This is a genomic window from Vibrio sp. TRT 1302, assembly GCF_050113875.1.
GTDB lineage: Bacteria > Pseudomonadota > Gammaproteobacteria > Enterobacterales > Vibrionaceae > Vibrio.
Genome location: NZ_JBNJOF010000012.1, coordinates 1 through 16,646, shown reverse-complemented (window position 1 = coordinate 16,646; position 16,646 = coordinate 1). Strand labels below are relative to the sequence as shown.

General features: G+C 45.0%; 22 protein-coding genes and 1 pseudogene. 11 read left to right on the top strand and 12 right to left on the bottom strand.

Annotated features, from left to right (window positions below; translation table 11 throughout):
- The first annotated feature begins 31 nt into the window (after positions 1-31).
- Complete coding sequence (msrA, locus tag ACQEXP_RS14090) at positions 32-658, top strand: peptide-methionine (S)-S-oxide reductase MsrA (RefSeq protein WP_269377921.1); 627 nt, start codon at positions 32-34, stop codon at positions 656-658.
- Between the two features lie 70 nt (positions 659-728).
- On the opposite strand, the gene ACQEXP_RS14085 is transcribed toward msrA, so the two are convergent.
- A complete protein-coding gene (locus ACQEXP_RS14085) occupies positions 729-929 on the bottom strand; it encodes a DUF1107 family protein (RefSeq protein WP_269377920.1) in 201 nt (66 codons plus the stop codon).
- Between the two features lie 206 nt (positions 930-1,135).
- Between ACQEXP_RS14085 and ACQEXP_RS14080 the strand changes: the two genes are divergently transcribed.
- The 7 genes from ACQEXP_RS14080 (at position 1,136) to ACQEXP_RS14050 (ending at position 6,528) form a co-directional block, all read left to right on the top strand.
- Positions 1,136-1,687, top strand: a complete 552-nt coding sequence (locus ACQEXP_RS14080) for a YtfJ family protein (RefSeq protein WP_269377919.1) — start codon at positions 1,136-1,138, stop codon at positions 1,685-1,687.
- A 76-nt stretch (positions 1,688-1,763) separates the two neighbouring features.
- Positions 1,764-2,054 (top strand): DUF2607 family protein, encoded by a 291-nt coding sequence (locus ACQEXP_RS14075; protein WP_269377918.1) that lies wholly within the window; start codon positions 1,764-1,766, stop codon positions 2,052-2,054.
- Between the two features lie 79 nt (positions 2,055-2,133).
- Positions 2,134-2,811 (top strand): zinc uptake protein ZrgA, encoded by a 678-nt coding sequence (zrgA, locus tag ACQEXP_RS14070; RefSeq protein WP_426970537.1) that lies wholly within the window; start codon positions 2,134-2,136, stop codon positions 2,809-2,811.
- A 56-nt stretch (positions 2,812-2,867) separates the two neighbouring features.
- On the top strand, positions 2,868-3,575 hold the full coding sequence (locus ACQEXP_RS14065) for an ABC transporter ATP-binding protein (protein ID WP_426970535.1): 708 nt from the start codon (positions 2,868-2,870) through the stop codon (positions 3,573-3,575).
- Complete coding sequence (locus ACQEXP_RS14060) at positions 3,572-4,831, top strand: ABC transporter permease (RefSeq protein WP_426970534.1); 1,260 nt, start codon at positions 3,572-3,574, stop codon at positions 4,829-4,831. The genes ACQEXP_RS14065 and ACQEXP_RS14060 overlap by 4 nt, the downstream gene beginning before the upstream one ends.
- Before the next feature lie 2 nt (positions 4,832-4,833).
- The gene (locus ACQEXP_RS14055) at positions 4,834-5,331 is read left to right on the top strand and encodes a DUF3299 domain-containing protein (protein ID WP_426970532.1); all 498 of its coding nucleotides are present in this window, start codon (positions 4,834-4,836) and stop codon (positions 5,329-5,331) included.
- A gap of 300 nt (positions 5,332-5,631) precedes the next feature.
- Complete coding sequence (locus tag ACQEXP_RS14050) at positions 5,632-6,528, top strand: TIGR03899 family protein (RefSeq protein ID WP_426970530.1); 897 nt, start codon at positions 5,632-5,634, stop codon at positions 6,526-6,528.
- Between the two features lie 204 nt (positions 6,529-6,732).
- On the opposite strand, the gene pgi is transcribed toward ACQEXP_RS14050, so the two are convergent.
- Entirely contained in the window at positions 6,733-8,385 is a 1,653-nt protein-coding gene (pgi, locus tag ACQEXP_RS14045; RefSeq protein WP_269377912.1) for a glucose-6-phosphate isomerase, read from the bottom strand.
- A gap of 295 nt (positions 8,386-8,680) precedes the next feature.
- Here pgi and ACQEXP_RS14040 point away from each other — a divergent pair, with 295 nt between their 5' ends.
- The gene (locus tag ACQEXP_RS14040; RefSeq protein ID WP_138971612.1) at positions 8,681-9,106 is read left to right on the top strand and encodes a secondary thiamine-phosphate synthase enzyme YjbQ; all 426 of its coding nucleotides are present in this window, start codon (positions 8,681-8,683) and stop codon (positions 9,104-9,106) included.
- Positions 9,107-9,165: 59 nt separating this feature from the next.
- Here the strand turns inward: ACQEXP_RS14040 and ACQEXP_RS14035 are convergent, their stop codons facing one another.
- The 3 genes from ACQEXP_RS14035 to ACQEXP_RS14025 all read right to left on the bottom strand — a co-directional run bounded on the left by ACQEXP_RS14035 (position 9,166) and on the right by ACQEXP_RS14025 (position 12,848).
- Entirely contained in the window at positions 9,166-10,278 is a 1,113-nt protein-coding gene (locus ACQEXP_RS14035; protein WP_426970620.1) for a BamA/TamA family outer membrane protein, read from the bottom strand.
- A gap of 67 nt (positions 10,279-10,345) precedes the next feature.
- Entirely contained in the window at positions 10,346-11,422 is a 1,077-nt protein-coding gene (gene alr / locus ACQEXP_RS14030) for an alanine racemase (RefSeq protein ID WP_269378002.1), read from the bottom strand.
- Between the two features lie 13 nt (positions 11,423-11,435).
- A complete protein-coding gene (locus tag ACQEXP_RS14025; RefSeq protein WP_138971614.1) occupies positions 11,436-12,848 on the bottom strand; it encodes a replicative DNA helicase in 1,413 nt (470 codons plus the stop codon).
- Between the two features lie 215 nt (positions 12,849-13,063).
- Between ACQEXP_RS14025 and ACQEXP_RS14020 the strand changes: the two genes are divergently transcribed.
- Positions 13,064-13,786, top strand: coding sequence for a DUF481 domain-containing protein (locus ACQEXP_RS14020; RefSeq protein WP_419723657.1), 723 nt, complete (start codon positions 13,064-13,066; stop codon positions 13,784-13,786).
- Positions 13,787-13,879: 93 nt separating this feature from the next.
- On the opposite strand, the gene rplI is transcribed toward ACQEXP_RS14020, so the two are convergent.
- From rplI to ACQEXP_RS13990, 6 genes are all read right to left on the bottom strand, one after another.
- Positions 13,880-14,332, bottom strand: coding sequence for a 50S ribosomal protein L9 (gene rplI, locus ACQEXP_RS14015; protein WP_138971615.1), 453 nt, complete (start codon positions 14,330-14,332; stop codon positions 13,880-13,882).
- Positions 14,333-14,362: 30 nt separating this feature from the next.
- Positions 14,363-14,590, bottom strand: coding sequence for a 30S ribosomal protein S18 (gene rpsR, locus ACQEXP_RS14010; protein ID WP_000090472.1), 228 nt, complete (start codon positions 14,588-14,590; stop codon positions 14,363-14,365).
- 16 nt (positions 14,591-14,606) lie between these two features.
- Complete coding sequence (priB, locus tag ACQEXP_RS14005; protein ID WP_426952015.1) at positions 14,607-14,909, bottom strand: primosomal replication protein N; 303 nt, start codon at positions 14,907-14,909, stop codon at positions 14,607-14,609.
- A gap of 8 nt (positions 14,910-14,917) precedes the next feature.
- Positions 14,918-15,298: a 30S ribosomal protein S6 gene (gene rpsF / locus ACQEXP_RS14000; RefSeq protein WP_331417681.1), complete on the bottom strand. Its 381-nt coding sequence runs from the start codon at positions 15,296-15,298 to the stop codon at positions 14,918-14,920.
- 208 nt (positions 15,299-15,506) lie between these two features.
- Entirely contained in the window at positions 15,507-15,986 is a 480-nt protein-coding gene (gene bfr / locus ACQEXP_RS13995) for a bacterioferritin (RefSeq protein WP_138971617.1), read from the bottom strand.
- Positions 15,987-16,061: 75 nt separating this feature from the next.
- Complete coding sequence (locus tag ACQEXP_RS13990) at positions 16,062-16,250, bottom strand: bacterioferritin-associated ferredoxin (RefSeq protein WP_269377905.1); 189 nt, start codon at positions 16,248-16,250, stop codon at positions 16,062-16,064.
- A gap of 76 nt (positions 16,251-16,326) precedes the next feature.
- Between ACQEXP_RS13990 and ACQEXP_RS13985 the strand changes: the two genes are divergently transcribed.
- Entirely contained in the window at positions 16,327-16,476 is a 150-nt protein-coding gene (locus ACQEXP_RS13985; RefSeq protein WP_426970528.1) for a hypothetical protein, read from the top strand.
- A gap of 97 nt (positions 16,477-16,573) precedes the next feature.
- Here ACQEXP_RS13985 and ACQEXP_RS13980 read toward each other — a convergent pair.
- Positions 16,574-16,646: pseudogene (locus ACQEXP_RS13980) on the bottom strand (elongation factor Tu); the annotation flags it as partial.

The window sequence follows — 16,646 nt, the reverse complement described above, 5'->3', positions numbered from 1 at the left end:
TATCTCATAATACACAGCAAGGAAACTCACGATGCTCAACAAACAAACTATGATTACCGCGCAAGAAGCGCTGCCAGGCAGAAACACACCACTCACCATCGACGATAGTCATTTCGTCAATCAATCCAGTTTGACCGCTGAACCTCCACAAGGTTGCGAACAAGTTCTATTTGGTATGGGCTGTTTTTGGGGAGCAGAGCGACTTTTTTGGCAACTCGATGGCGTAGTCAGCACATCGGTTGGCTATTCTGGTGGTTTCACACCGAATCCAACTTATGAAGAAGTGTGTAGTGGTCAGACAGGACATACTGAAGTCGTTCGTGTTGTCTTTGATACCCAAGTGATCTCTTTTGAACAACTGTTGCATGCTTTTTGGGAAAAACACAATCCTACTCAAGGCATGCGTCAAGGTAATGACCTCGGCACTCAATACCGATCTGCTATTTATGTATATAGTGACGAACAGTATCAAACCGCCAGTGCTTCCAAACAGGCTTACCAAGCTCTACTGGGTGACGAAGTGCAATCGATCACCACTGAGATTCTGCCCGCGGGTAAGTACTATTATGCAGAGAACTATCACCAGCAATATCTGGCTAAAAATCCAAACGGCTACTGTGGTTTGGGTGGTACTGGAGTCTGTTTCCCTCCCCAGTAAGAATAAAAGCAAAAAGTCGCCACAAGGGCGACTTTTTAATATTTGGCAATCAGTAACTTACCTGTGCGCACTATACTGGTAGTGCCGCTATGGCCTGATTAATCTCTTTGTAGGTCATGAGTTTTCGAGAATCTTTCACGTCTGGTAACAAAACTTTGCCATTATCAAATTTAAATTTCCCCACACCTGAGATTACAAACTGTCCTTTAAACAAAGTTTTAACAAATCGTGCAACTTGATGTGGACGGTAGGTAGTAAATTCACGCAGCATAGCCCCCCCCTATTCCTACTAAACACAAGATAAACCTTGGTTTGGTTCCATTCCTTAGAACCTGTGTGGATTATACCTAATATGGCATGAATAGATAGGCGTTTATTAACAAAATGATCACATTTCGTCACACTTCAGCACAATTCTCTACCCAAGCAAAATTTTCGGTATATACTTTTTCTCGCACAATCAAAAGGAATAACATAATGAAAAATAAAACCCTTCTTACTCTAGCAATTGCATGCTCTCCAGCTTTGGCTTTTGCACACAACATCGCCTTGGGCCAAGCCGTTCCAACGGTTGAGGTGAAAAGCTACGGCGAAATCATTCTTCAAGGGGATGATACTGCGTTTCAGACATGGTCAACGCAGGATATGACCGGTAAAGTTCGTGTCATCCAAGCGATTGCTGGGCGTAGCAGTTCAAAAGAACTCAATGCGCCTTTAATGGCAGCGATCACTGCAGCGAAGTTCCCTCAGCAAAGCTACCAAACGACATCTATCATCAACCAAGATGATGCTATCTGGGGAACAGGATCGTTTGTCAAATCGTCAGCGGAAGACAGCAAAAAAGAATTTCCATGGTCATCAATGGTTCTAGACGAAGAGGGAGCCGTTGCAAGTCATTGGGATTTAGCGAAAGAGTCATCGGCGATCATTGTTCAAGACAAACAAGGCAAAGTGCTATTTGTAAAAGAAGGCGCTCTCGATGAATCTGAGATTGAGCAAGTCTTGAAGCTAGTCAAAGAAAACATCTAGCAATCGAGCAGTTAGGTTTCACCTTTTGAATGGAATTGTTATAGTATAACAATTCCATTTTTTGTTTGTTCTCGCCGTGTCGATATCTCGCCCAGTTTCAGTTCGTTCAATAACGGTTGCTCTGCTAGCAGCTGCGCTGTTGCTATGGCTAAACTTTGCGTTTATTGAACACCAATACGAACTTTCTTCCACTCACCATAGTGAGCATCACTGCCAGCTATTTGCGAGTGGTTTGCATGGAGCAAGCTCTAGTGCTCCAAGCGTATTGTCCCAATCTGGTCATGAGCGCCCACAAATTACCTTAGAAGAGCGAGTCTGTGAGGCCCAATTTTATGCCTATCAACCCCGCTCCCCGCCATATTCTTGATTATATTTTAAGCATGCTACTCAATGTCGTTCACGTTCGCGTGGATACCATACTGTATAAAATAATTTCAGGAATCATAATGAACAAGATTACTCCTCTCGCACTCGGTGTCGCTATTGCCACTAGTTCCTTCGCTTACGCAGAAGAAGGTTTCCGTCAACATGGCGCCCATGTCCATGGTCAGGTTGAATTTAATATTGCTCAAGACGGCAAAGAACTTCTGATCGAGATTACGGCACCGGGCGCGGATGTTGTTGGATTTGAGCATACTCCGACAAACGATAAGGAAAAACAGCAGCTTGAAAATGCAGTAGCAAGCTTGAGCCTTGCAGATAACATCTTTACTTTTGCTTCGGCATCAGGCTGTCAAGTCAACCACCAATCAGTCACCCACACTTTAGGCGACAGCGATCACGACCAACATGGCCATGAAGAACATCATGACCATGATAAGCACGATCATGAAGAGCATCATGATCACGATAAACACGATCATGAGAATCATCACGACCATGAGAATCATCACGACCATGACAAACACGATCATGAAGAGCATCACCAAGATGGCGCCGCTGGTCATGGGGAGTTCACGGTGGAGTACCACTACAGCTGTGAAAACATTTCAGCAGTCAGTGAAATAGAAACATCATGGTTTACTAAGTTTCCAAGCACAGAATCAATCAAAGTGAATGTACTTACTGACAGCAAGCAAGCCGCAATGGAGCTTGGCCTAGGTCAGAACACAATTTCACTCTAATGCTAAAGTGGCTTGGCTTCCGCCAAGTCACCTTACTCCCATGATTGGAAACCAGAATGGATAACCTTAGTCATCAGCCTGTCGTCGAACTCAATCAAGTCGAGTTCATCTGGCCAGGTAACCGAGCCGCGACAATAAGTATTCCCTCACTGTCGATTAAGCGTGGCGAGCACCTTTTTATTAAAGGCCCCAGTGGCTGTGGAAAGTCGACCCTATTAGGGCTACTGACTGGCATCAACTGTGCTACCTCAGGTCAGATCCTCGTATTGGGAAAAGATCTTTCAGCGCTATCAGGTAGCCAACGCGATAAGTTTCGCGCTGATAATATTGGCTATATTTTTCAACAATTTAATCTATTGCCATATTTAAGCGTGATTGAAAACGTCATGCTACCATGTCAGTTTTCTTCCTCACGTCGCCAGCAAGTTGAAGGTGACATCACCTTGCACGCTCAAGAGTTGTTGAAAAAGCTTCGCTTACCAGAGAACCTACTGAACAAACCCGTGGTCGAGCTCAGCATCGGTCAGCAGCAACGCGTAGCCGCAGCAAGAGCCTTAATAGGTAAACCGGAAGTTATTATTGCCGATGAGCCGACCTCTTCGCTTGATTACAACAATCGCACTGCTTTTATCGAACTGCTTTTAGAGCAAGTCAATCAAGCAGGTTCGACCCTTCTGTTTGTCAGCCATGATCCGACACTGGAGCCCCTGTTCGACCGAACCATCAATCTAGAACAAATTAATCAGGCAGGAGGGAATTCATGACACCAACCGTTAGCCTTGCGTGGAAAAGTGTCCGAAACCGCAAAGTCACTGCGATACTGTCTATCCTGACCGTAGCCATTTCGGTCATTCTCTTACTCGGAGTTGAACGTATTCGGACAGAAGCAAAAAGCAGTTTCGCCAACACGATTTCAGGAACCGATTTGATTGTTGGAGGCCGCTCCGGACAGGTCAATCTATTGCTTTATTCCGTTTTTCGCATAGGCAATGCCACTAATAATATTGATTGGAAGAGTTTTCAGGAGTTTAGCCAGCACCGCTCGGTCGCATGGACGATCCCAATCTCACTTGGCGATTCTCATAAGGGATTCCGAGTATTAGGGACCAATCATGACTATTTCTCTCACTACCAATATGGAAAGAAACAGAACCTCTCGTTTCAACACGGGCAAGAGTTTAATGGGTTATTTGAAGCCGTAATTGGCTCAGAGGTCGCTCGTTCCCTCAACTACACAATCGGTAGTGAAATGGTCATCGCACACGGGATAAGCGATGTGGCATTCAGCCGCCACGATAAATTGCCATTTAAAGTTGTAGGCATATTGGCGCCAACAGGGACGCCCGTAGATAAAACAATTCATGTTTCTCTACAAGCCATTGAAGCCATTCACGTTGGCTGGGAAAGTGGTGCCAATTTAGGCAACAATCCGACCGCTGAACAGTTAAATGCTATGGATTTCCAGCCCAAACAGATCACCGCAATGCTGATCGGTCTGAAATCAAAAATTCAAACTTTCGCTCTTCAGAGGCAAATTAACACCTACGGCAAAGAACCATTAAGTGCCATCCTACCTGGAGTCGCATTACATGAACTTTGGGGTATGATGTCCGTTGCGGAGCAGGCATTGATGGCCGTTTCCGTATTCGTCGTTATTGCGGGACTACTGGGTATGCTTTCAAGCTTACTCACCAGCTTGCAAGAAAGGCGACGTGAAATGGCAATCTTAAGAGCGATGGGTGCTCGACCTAGACATGTGTTTAGTCTGTTAATTCTTGAGGCCAGTGTCCTGACATTCATCGGCTTAGTCATCGGAATCATCGGGCTCTATGCGGCGCTTGCTTTCGCTGCGCCTCTCGTCCAGCAACACTACGGCATCAATCTACAGATATTAGCCCTCTCATCACATGAACTGACGTTGCTGGGAGCAGTACAACTTGCGGGTACCCTAGTCGGATTTATTCCCGCACTAAGAGCTTATAAACAATCGCTTAGCGATGGTATGACGATTAGAGTTTAACAATGAAGAAGATAACGATTTTATTTCTAACGCTGATCTCCGTGGCGTTCACAAGCATAACTGCTCATGCAGAAGATACTCTGACTCTCGACTGGATTGACCTCATTCCGGAGAGTGAGCGCAACCAGTTTGACGCATATGGCATGCCCGCCGTCGACCATGACGGTGATGTAATGAAACAGTCAAAGGTTGGCACAGTTCGACAAGAGCTAAACGGTAGCATGGTTAAAATCCCGGGCTTTGTCATTCCACTGGAAGGGGATGAAAACATGGTGACGGAGTTTCTACTCGTCCCGTACTTCGGGGCATGTATTCACGTGCCACCACCGCCACCAAATCAAATCATCTATGTGAAATTCCCTAAAGGCGCGCCAGTTCAACAACTGTGGGATGTTATCTACGTGATTGGGACACTAAAAACAGAAACCATTAGCCATGAGTTGGCAGAAACAGGATATGTCATACAAGGCACTGAGATCGCCGAGTACGATGATATGTAAGTGTTAAAAAAATTCGCAGCCTGTTAATTGCCTTTAATTAGGCCAAATAGCTAGACAAATAACCTAGCACCGCTAGGTAAACTAGTAATAAAAGGGCAATTGACAGGTGCTTCTTCAGTTTATCTTCATTGAAATACTTCATAAGCTCCTCAAAACTAACGATAACAATTTTAACAACTTGTTATCATTTATGGTAGCGATATTTTTATAAAGTGGCTCACAGTCTTTTTCTGGCGAGCAAAGCCGTTCCGAGGTACATTTAATACTTAACTTTAAGCATATGATGGCTAAGGAAATAGCATGTCTGAGAGCAATAAGCCCGTTGTCATAGAGCATCAAGCTGAGCACACTCAACGCCAAGAAAAGAAATCCAGCTACATCAAAGACAGCGCGAGCCGTGTGCTCAATATCGCCCAGCTTTATGGCTTAGATGCGTTACTTCAGGCTGAGACTCCAGAAAAAAGCACGCTGGAGCGGGCCTTGATTCGCGAGAGGAAACGCAAAGAACTTAGACAGAAAAACCTAGAGCAGATCCTGAAACTGGCACATATCTCATGTAAAGATGAAACCGCCGGAGATCCCGACCAAGACTGGCTCTACCGCTTCTTCGATATGGCACAAGAAGTTCACAACCACTCTATGCAACGCTTATGGGCTCAAGTACTCAAACGCGAGGTCACGAATCCGGGCTCAACCTCGATGAAAGCGCTGAAAGTACTCCAAGACATGACGCCAAAAGAAGCACAGATTCTACAGCGAGCCGCTTCATTGGCCTGCAGTTTTGGCGGGGATAACAGCCGAAAGTTATTGGTCGGCTACCGTGCCCAAGGGGGAATATTCAGTTTTGGTAAACGCAATACCACCAGCAATATTAACGTTGGCAATTACCAACTCCCATACTCCAGTCTGTTGGTGCTGTTTGAACTAGGGCTCATGCATGGCACCGAATTGGAATCAGGGGAAATTGAACTCGAATCACCTCTTCCACTCAACTACCAAGGTAAACAACTCTCGTTACAGGCTCATAGCAAAGGGGTTCGACTACTCTATTATCGCTTTACGCCTACTGGAAACGAGCTCTGTAAGCTACTCGGAAACAAGCCTAACATGCAGTACTATGATCAGGTCGTCGCGTTACTGAGCCAGAAATTTACGGCCAGCACAGAGATCCAGCCGACAGTGGATACGACGGTATAGCGAGAAGCGAGAAGCGAGAAGCGAGAAGCGAGAAGCGAGAAGCGAGAAGCGAGAAGCGAGAAGCGAGAAGCGAGAAAATTTGAAGGGTTGGCAAACTATGCCAACCCTTTTTATATTTCAAACAATGAGCTTTCAGAACAAAGCGTCATTGTTTGCAACTATCAATACCAAAACATACCCTTCTTTCGAAGGGCGCAGATCGCTCTACGCTTTGTACGCCTTAAACGCATTGATTAGACCGTTAGTCGAGCTATCGTGCGACGTGATTTCAGAATCATCTGCAAGCTCAGGTAGGATTTGGTTCGCGAGTTGTTTACCTAGCTCAACACCCCACTGATCGAAACTAAAGATGTTCCAGATAACGCCTTGTACGAAGATTTTATGTTCGTACATCGCAATCAGGTTACCTAGGGTACGTGGTGTGATTTTCTTAACTAAGATTGAGTTCGTTGGGCGGTTACCTTCAAACACTTTAAATGGTGCTAGCGTTGCCGCTTCCTCTTCACTCTTACCTGCTTTTGCAAACTCAGCTTTTACCGTCTCTTCAGATTTACCGAACGCTAACGCTTCTGTTTGTGCGAAGAAGTTAGACATCAGTTTCTGATGGTGATCACCAGCTGGGTTGTGGCTGATTGCCGGAGCGATGAAATCACAAGGAATTAGCTTAGTCCCTTGGTGAATCAACTGATAGAACGCGTGTTGACCGTTAGTACCTGGTTCACCCCAAATGATTGGGCCTGTTTGGTAAGTCACTGCATTACCATCACGGTCAACGTATTTACCGTTAGATTCCATGTTACCTTGCTGGAAGTAAGCAGCAAAACGGTGCATGTATTGGTCGTATGGAAGAATCGCTTCAGACTCTGCACCGTGGAAGTTGTTGTACCATAGGCCAATCAGAGCAAGAATCACAGGAATATTGCTTTCAAGTTCCGTTGACGAGAAATGGTTATCCATCTCGTGAGCACCATCAAGCAACTCAACAAAGTTGTCATAACCCACTGCAAGAGCAATAGACAGACCGATTGCCGACCATAGTGAGTAACGACCGCCAACCCAATCCCAGAATTCGAACATGTTGTCGGTATCGATACCAAACTCAGATACTGCAGTTGCATTCGTAGACAGTGCTGCGAAGTGCTTAGCGACATGAGCTTGATCGCCCGCAGACTCAAGGAACCAATCACGTGCCGAGTGAGCGTTAGTCATTGTTTCTTGAGTAGTAAATGTCTTAGACGCAATCAAAAATAGAGTGGTTTCAGGGTTAACCTTCTTCAATGTTTCAACGATGTGTGTGCCATCAACGTTAGAAACAAAGTGTAGATTTAGGTGATTTTTGTATGGTGCGAGTGCTTCTGTCACCATGTAAGGACCTAGGTCAGAGCCACCGATACCGATATTAACGATATCTGTGATGGATTTACCTGTGTAACCTTTCCACTCACCACCAATAACACGCTCAGTGAAAGACTTCATTTTTTCCAGCACTGCGTTCACCGCTGGCATTACGTCTTCACCGTCGACCATAACTGGTTTGTTGCTACGGTTACGTAGAGCCGTGTGCAGCACTGCGCGATCTTCTGTTTTGTTGATCGCTTCACCACTGAACATCGCTTCGATCGCTGCTTTCAACTCGGTTTCGTTTGCTAAAGCAAATAGGTGCTTCAATGTTTCTTCGTTGATTAAGTTTTTAGAGTAATCAACGAGAATGTCGCTGCCAAAACGAGCAGAGAAGTTTTCAAAACGAGCTGGGTCTTGAGCAAATAATGCTTTTAGATCCATATCTTGTGCAGATTCGAAGTGCGCTGTTAGCGCGTTCCAAGCTTGTGTTTGCGTTGGATTGATATTTTTCAACATGGTTACTATCCCGATGTTACAGTAGGTTTTATTCCATACAGCCTAGCGAAAACTGGTGGAATCCCCGATTTAGCAAATAATAATATTAGGTATGTTAGGGCAAATTGCCACAAAACAAGACTTTGTAATTTTTTTTCAGGTGCTAATTATGACGCAGGGCTTTCTCACTCACATTGAGTTAGGTCACGTTCCCTGCTTGAACTTTAAACAAACACCTTCATTGCAAGTAAGATTCTACCACTAACCTTGATTAAGCTTAACACTAGAGCAACATCAATCTGCAACAGGCCTGCTTATGTGGACACAAAAAACGATTCAAATCTCAGCGAAGAAGAGAGGATTTCATCTAATAACCGATGAAATTGAACAACAAATACCACAACTTAAACACTATTCCGTCGGATTATTACAGTTATTTATCCAGCATACTTCAGCGAGTTTAACCATCAATGAAAACGCCGATCCAACCGTAAGACACGATATGGAGAAACACTTTAATCACTTTGTTCCTGAGCGAGCCCCTTACTACAAACATACTTACGAAGGTGACGATGATATGCCCGCACACATTAAAGCGTCGACACTCGGTTGCAGTGTGATGATTCCAATAACCAATGGGCGGTTAGCGCTAGGAACTTGGCAAGGGATCTATTTGGGCGAACATCGTGACTATGGTGGCTCAAGAACCATCATTGCCACTATTCAAGGAAACCACGATTGACTTGGGATACTGGAAGATAAGACTCTCTGTGCTATTTGTATCAGAGAGTCTTGTTATAGCTAAAAAGGTTGATTAATCATCACGCGAAAAGTGCCTTCATCAGCTCCTTGAGCCACTTCTGCTCGTACAACGATACCTTCCACTTGAAAACGAACAGCACCGCCTACGTTCCACTTCATGTCGCTATGTAAGGTCTTGGCATCGTATTCATCAGCAACACGACCAACCTCTGCAAAAACCACCCATTGCCACCAAGGCAGATCGTAATAGTTAATCAAAGGAATACCATCTAAGGGTTGCCAATCAGGCAGCACTCGGTACTCGGCAGAATAGTGCACCGCTGAACGGCCATGATAACGGCCGCTAGTGTAACCTCGCAGACGATACAAGCCACCCAAGCGTATTTGATCTTGCTCTGGTGGTTTAACGCTACTCCAGCTTGGCGTATCCGCAGTATAGAAATCGAACGCTAATACTTGCTGATCAAACCACTCACCGAGCGGGCCTAACGCATAATACTGGCTATTTTGAAACTCCCACTTAGTCCAAATATCTTCGCTCTGCCAGCGTTCAGCACCGGCAGTAACATCCAATGAGGTATGTGAGCCTTTGGTGGGGTTTCTGACGCTATCACGGTTGTCCCAATCAAAACTGAGCTTAAAACCACTAGCTTTGTCAGCCTTGTTATAGATATCCAACTCTCGTGACGAATAAAACGGAGTCAACGTCACCGAGCTCACTCCAGATTGAATCGGAGATGCAAAACTCACCTCTCGAATCGGTTGAAACGCCCCCATTAAGCCATGTTGCTTCACATTGCCCCATGGCAGCAGGTACTTGAATTCAAACTGGTAGTTTTGTTCGAAACCATTCGTAATGGTTTTTTGCCCTGTTTGTGAGTCATTACTTCCCTGATCACCCAAGTAGTATGGGTTATCATTAAATTGAGCCTGATACATTTGAGTGCTAAAAAGAAGCTGATCAGATAACGCGTAATTGAACGCAGACACAAAGCCAACATAGCTCTCTTTCTCTGAATAGAGCGCCATGCCAAACAAGGCGGCCTGAGGCTGACCAACACCTTTAGCGACACCTGCAACACCAAAGGTATGACCGAGAGTTTCAGTGCTAAAGTAGAAAGGCAGGAAGGCGGAATCTTTCTCTGCACTCATTGAGTGGGCAGAAACAAAAAGACTGGCAGTCAATGCCAGTCTTACCAATAATTTGTGCAACATTAGACTACTTCGAAAATTCCATATCAACTCGTGATGTAAGTTTGGTCACCAGTTCATAGGCGATGGTACCGATATGACTTGCCACTTCTTCAGCAGGAAGATCTCGTCCCCACAATATAGCTTCATCACCAACGAGATCGTGGGCATTTGGACCTAAATCAACCGTCAGCATATCCATTGAGACACGACCTGAAATAGGCACTTTTCGTCCATTAACCAAGACTGGTGTGCCATTCGGTGCGGTTCTTGGATAACCATCACCATAGCCAATGGCAATAACACCCACTTTGGTATCTCGCTCACTGGTCCATACACCACCATAACCGACACTTTCACCAGCTTTAACATCTCGAACAGCAATTAAGTGTGATTTAAGAGTCATTACAGGTTGGTACCCCAGCTCTTGAGCGGTTTTGTCATTAAATGGAGAGACCCCATACATGATAATTCCAGGGCGAACCCAATCGAGTTGACTATCTGGCCAAGCCAGTAAACCCGCAGATGCCGCGAGTGAACGCTCACCTTCACACCCTTCAGTCAGAGCCATGAACAATTCTGTTTGCTCATTGGTTGTTGAACGGTCAAGCTCATCAGCACAGCCAAAGTGGCTCATATAGCGGAGAGGTTTTGCGACGTTGTTGCACGCTTTTAGGCGAGTGACGAATTCATCATACTGCTCAGGACGCACGCCCAAACGGTGCATCCCACTATCAATTTTCAGCCAAACAACGACCGGTGTTTCAAGCTCCGCCTGCTCTAAAGCGATTAACTGCTCTTCACAATGCACAACCGTTTGAATGTTATTTGTTACTAATACCGGCAAATCACCAGATGAGTAAAAACCTTCAAGCAACAAGATGGGCTTTACTACACCACACGCACGTAATTGAAGCGCCTCTTCAATTCGCGCTACACCAAAGGCATCGGCACCCTGTGCATTTTTCGCTATGTGACGCAGCCCATGACCATAGCTGTTCGCTTTTACAACCGCCATGATCTTACTGTTTGGAGCCTGAAGCTTAATCTGCTGCAGGTTATGTTGAAGCGCGTCTAAATCAATATAGGCTGTCGCTGCTTTCATGTAGCTCATAGCGTTACTCATCATCCATATCAAATGCAGGGCCAGCGTAGTTATCGAAGCGAGACCATTGACCTTGGAAGGTGAGTCTCACCGAGCCGATTGGGCCGTTACGTTGCTTACCTAGGATGATTTCCGCGGTTCCCTTCATTGAACTGTCCGGATTGTAGACTTCATCACGGTAGATAAACATGATTAAGTCGGCATCCTGCTCGATAGAGCCTGATTCACGCAGATCCGAGTTTACAGGGCGTTTGTCAGCACGTTGCTCTAGAGAACGGTTAAGCTGTGATAGCGCAACAACAGGAACGTTAAGTTCCTTAGCAAGCGCTTTAAGTGAACGAGAAATCTCAGCGATTTCCAACGTACGGTTATCTGACAAGGCAGGGACTCGCATCAACTGCAAGTAGTCGACCATGATCATAGAAAGACCACCATGATCACGAGCGATACGACGAGCACGAGAGCGCACTTCCGTTGGTGTTAGACCCGAGCTGTCATCGATGTACATATTCTTTTTCTGCATCAGAATACCCATCGTCGATGAAATACGCGCCCAATCCTCATCGTCTAGCTGACCAGTACGAATTTTTGTCTGGTCGACTCGCGACAATGACGCCAGCATACGCATCATAATCTGCTCTGCGGGCATCTCTAGTGAGAAGATAAGTACGGGCTTCTCTTGGGACATTGCGGCGTTTTCACATAAGTTCATCGCGAACGTGGTTTTACCCATCGATGGACGCGCCGCGACAATCACCAAGTCAGAACCTTGAAGACCAGCGGTTTTCTTATTGAGGTCAGTAAACCCCGTATCAACACCCGTTACACCATCTTGCGGAGATTTGTACAGCAGCTCGATTCGTTCTAACGTTTTCTCGAGGATACTATCAACATTCTGCGGCCCTTCGTTTTCATTGGTGCGAGCTTCGGCAATAGCGAACACTTTACTTTCAGCAAGATCAAGCAGGTCTTCAGAGCTACGCCCTTGAGGGTCATAGCCAGCATCAGCAATTTCGTTTGCCACCCCAATCAGATCACGCACCAAAGCGCGCTCAGCGACGATATCGGCGTAAGCATTGATGTTTGCCGCACTTGGCGTATTTTTTACCAGATCAGCAAGGTAAGCAAAGCCGCCAACATCTTCAAGCTGTTCACGAAGCTCCAAGAACTCAGATAAAGTAATCAGATCGAGTGGCTTATTATCTTCTAGCGTGGCTTTTACCGCTTCAAAGATCAATCGGTGTGGGCGACTATAGAAATCCTTGGCGACAACACGTTCAGCAACGGTATCCCAACGTTCGTTATCCAAAAGAAGGCCACCAATGACAGACTGTTCAGCCTCCAATGAATGTGGAGGGACTTTTATCGCATCAACTTGTGCGTCGCTAAACTTTTTATTTCGATTATCTACTTTCGCTTCAGCCATGGGTCTGCTCAACAACTTGCTATAGACCGCTAATTATAACGAGAATGAAGCCTTTGTCTGTAGCCTTGGGTGAGTTTGTCGGGTTCTAATGTAGAATTAACTTATTGCTGACCGTAAACAGGGCAATTGAAACTACTATTGCGCCATTCTTTTCATCAATATCGAGGTAGTTCGTGTCTAAAATTTGGCTAATGAGTGCAAGTTTGATGAGCTCAATGTTTGTCTATGCCGATGACAATGGACTAAGTAAAACGGATATTGATCTTCCTTCACCATGGAATAGTGAGGTGGAATTTGGTTATCAGGCTCACACTGGTAATTCTGACTCGCGCTCGCTGAATTCTCGACTCAGTGCAGAATACGTTGAAGGACGCCACCGGACTAACGGGGAATGGAAATATTACCTATTGTATAAAAATGGTGAGGAAGATAAGCGCCAGTCTACCTATACCGCTCAAAGTGACTATAAGTTAGGCCCCAAAACCTATCTCTATGGCAGCTTTAAAGGCGTCGACTCTAGGTATAGCGCGTATTTCAAGGATTACACCCTTTCTGGTGGTCTAGGTTATCAGTTCTCTAATACAGACACCTTCGTGCTAGAGCTCGAGTTCGGTCCAGGTTTTCGCTATCAAGAGCCCAATCTTGACGAAATTGATGACGATGACATCATTTTTCCTGAGACCGTCCGCGAAGGCATTTTTCGCGGTAACATCAATACCAAATGGCAAGCGCTCGACAATTTAGCGGTCTCAGCAGATATCACCACCGTTGCTGGTCACAGCAATGTCCGCACAGATACGGATATTAGCGTGACAAACAACATCACTGAGGACATCGCGTTAAAGCTTTCTCACTCTCGTCAATATCACGATAAAGTTCCCGAAGGCTTAGAAAAGGCGGACAGTATTTTCTCCGTCAACTTACTGTTCATTTTCTAAACAGCCGTATTTAGCTTCTTAGCCGGATTGATTTATTTAGATATAAAAAAAGCACCTCTAAGAGGTGCTTTTAAAATACGTCTTGATACTGAATTATTCAGCAGCAACAACTTGTAGAGTAACTGTAGCGAAAACTTCAGAGTGAAGTTGAACGCTGATCTCGAACTCACCGATGTTACGTAGTGCGCCTTCAGGAAGACGAACTTCGCTCTTAGCAACTTCAACGCCAGCTGCAGTGATTGCATCAGCGATGTCGCGAGTACCGATAGAACCGAACAGTTTACCTTCGTCACCAGCTTTAGAAGCAATAACAACTGCTTCTAGTGCTTCAACTTTCTCAGCACGAGCTTGAGCAGCTGTTAGTTGCTCAGCAACTTTAGCTTCTAGTTCAGCGCGACGAGATTCGAACATTTCAACGTTGCCTTTAGTAGCCATAACTGCTTTACCCTGAGGGATAAGGAAGTTACGAGCGTAACCAGATTTAACGTTTACAGTGTCACCAAGACCACCTAGGTTACCGATTTTATCAAGTAGAATAACTTGCATTGTTTAATTCCTCTTTATAAAACGAACCGATTACTGATGCTTGTCAGTGTACGGAAGTAGAGCTAGGTAGCGTGAACGCTTGATAGCGCGAGCTAGTTGACGTTGGTATTTAGCACTTGTACCAGTGATACGGCTAGGTACGATTTTACCAGCTTCAGTGATGTAGTTTTTAAGAGTTGCTACGTCTTTGTAATCAATCTCTTGTACGCCTTCTGCAGTGAAACGGCAGAATTTACGACGACGGAAGAAACGAGCCATGGGCTATCTCCTGATCTTAAATTTGAGTAATGTTGTCGGCATGAAGCACTAATTTACCAATGCCATTTCGGCTGGTTTGGTAAGCGACAAAACCACTTACCTTAATGCTACTGCCTTGTACTAAATTCTGAGTGTCTGCTTGTGACCTTTGCCCGCTGACTACTACCGGCATACGACAATAAACTTGTCTCGGTAAGTCAGCTTCGATAACGGTAGAGCGATGCTCTAACCAAAATCGACAGTGTTCAATACCACTAGGGCTTTTAGAACGAATGGGCGGTTTGGCAATGGTGCCAGATAGCTCCATTCGATTGGTCATAAGTTGAATTACTCAGCAGCTGCTTCTGGCTTGAATTCAGCACGCTCTTCGCGACGAGGAGCACGCTCTTCTTTCTGCTTAAGCATGATAGATTGCTCAGTGATCGCTGATTTAGTACGCATGATCATGTTACGTAGAACTGCATCGTTGAAACGGAAAGCAGTTTCTAGCTCATCGATTACAGCTTGGTCAGCTTCAACGTTCATTAGAACGTAGTGAGCTTTGTGAAGCTTGTTGATTGGGTAAGCCAGTTGACGACGACCCCAGTCTTCTAGACGGTGGATAGTACCGCCAGCTTCAGTGATTGAACCAGTGTAACGCTCGATCATGCCAGCAACTTGCTCGCTTTGATCTGGGTGCACCATGAATACGATTTCGTAATGACGCATGGGTTGCTCCTTACGGATTATTCAGCTTCCACAAATGGCCCGGTCGTCCAGAGGAAGCAAGGAACTAAAGATAATTGACCGAGTTTAAGGAGCACGCATAGTACAGAAAGAAAGCAGTTTAAGCAAGAGAAATTGTGATAGGGATCGGCAACGAAATTAGCCACACCTCACGTGTGATATTTCGCTACCGAAAAGGTCGAGTTAGAGTCTAGTCATCTTCATCAACATATTGAGCTTGCAGGTAATTCTGAATACCCGACATATCAATTAGACCCAATTGAGTTTCCAGCCAATCGACATGCTCTTCTTCATCTTCAAGAATATCTTGGAATAGATCCCTCGAAACATAGTCATGGACATCTTCTGCGTAGGCGATAGCGTTTTTAAGATCAGGAATCGCGGCCATCTCTAGTTTGAGGTCGCATTCAAGCATTTCCTTAGTATCTTCACCGATCATGAGCTTGCCTAAATCCTGAAGGTTAGGCAGACCTTCTAAAAATAGAATGCGCTCTATCAGATGATCCGCATGTTTCATTTCATCGATAGATTCGTGGTATTCCTTTTCCGCGAGATGTTTGAGTCCCCAGTCTTTATACATACGAGCGTGGAGAAAATACTGATTGATCGCTATGAGCTCGTTACCGAGAACTTTGTTGAGATGTTGGATAATGATTGGATCGCCTTTCATGACATAAGCCCTCCTCTTTGGCTCTTTTAAATGTAGAACCAAATGGCAAACTGTCAAAAAAGACTCAGCGATAGCTTAGCTGGCTTGTTTGAGTTGTAGGTATTCTGTTTCTGCTAGGATTTCTTTGGCTGGTTTGATGCACTTACCGCATTGCGAACCCAGCGCCGTACATTTTTTTATCCCCTTGATATCAGTGATCCCTTCATCAATGGCTAACTGTCTAATTTTCTTGTCTGAAACACCATGACAAAGACAAACATACATATCTAAACTTTCCAGTACCGTTAATAGAAGATAAATATAAACAAGAATTGTTATCGTTACCAGTTGTATTGACATAATGATAAGATCATTTCGTTATAACGCAGGTACGACTCTAGCAACAATTCAAAGCGTTACAGATGAGTCACTGAGCCAAGCATCAAACGTAAAATCTTTCCTGCACTCTATCAATAGCTTAGCAACAACGCCGAAAGACATTGGCTTATAACCAAAACAGAAAAAGGGAAGCCTAAGCTTCCCTTTCTCAGATGTGCGTTCTTCAAAAAATGAAGAAGTGTGCAAATCTTCAGATAATTCTATAAGAATTAAGCGAAGATCTTAGCAACAACACCAGCACCAACTGTACGGCCACCTTCGCGGATCGCGAAACGTAGACCT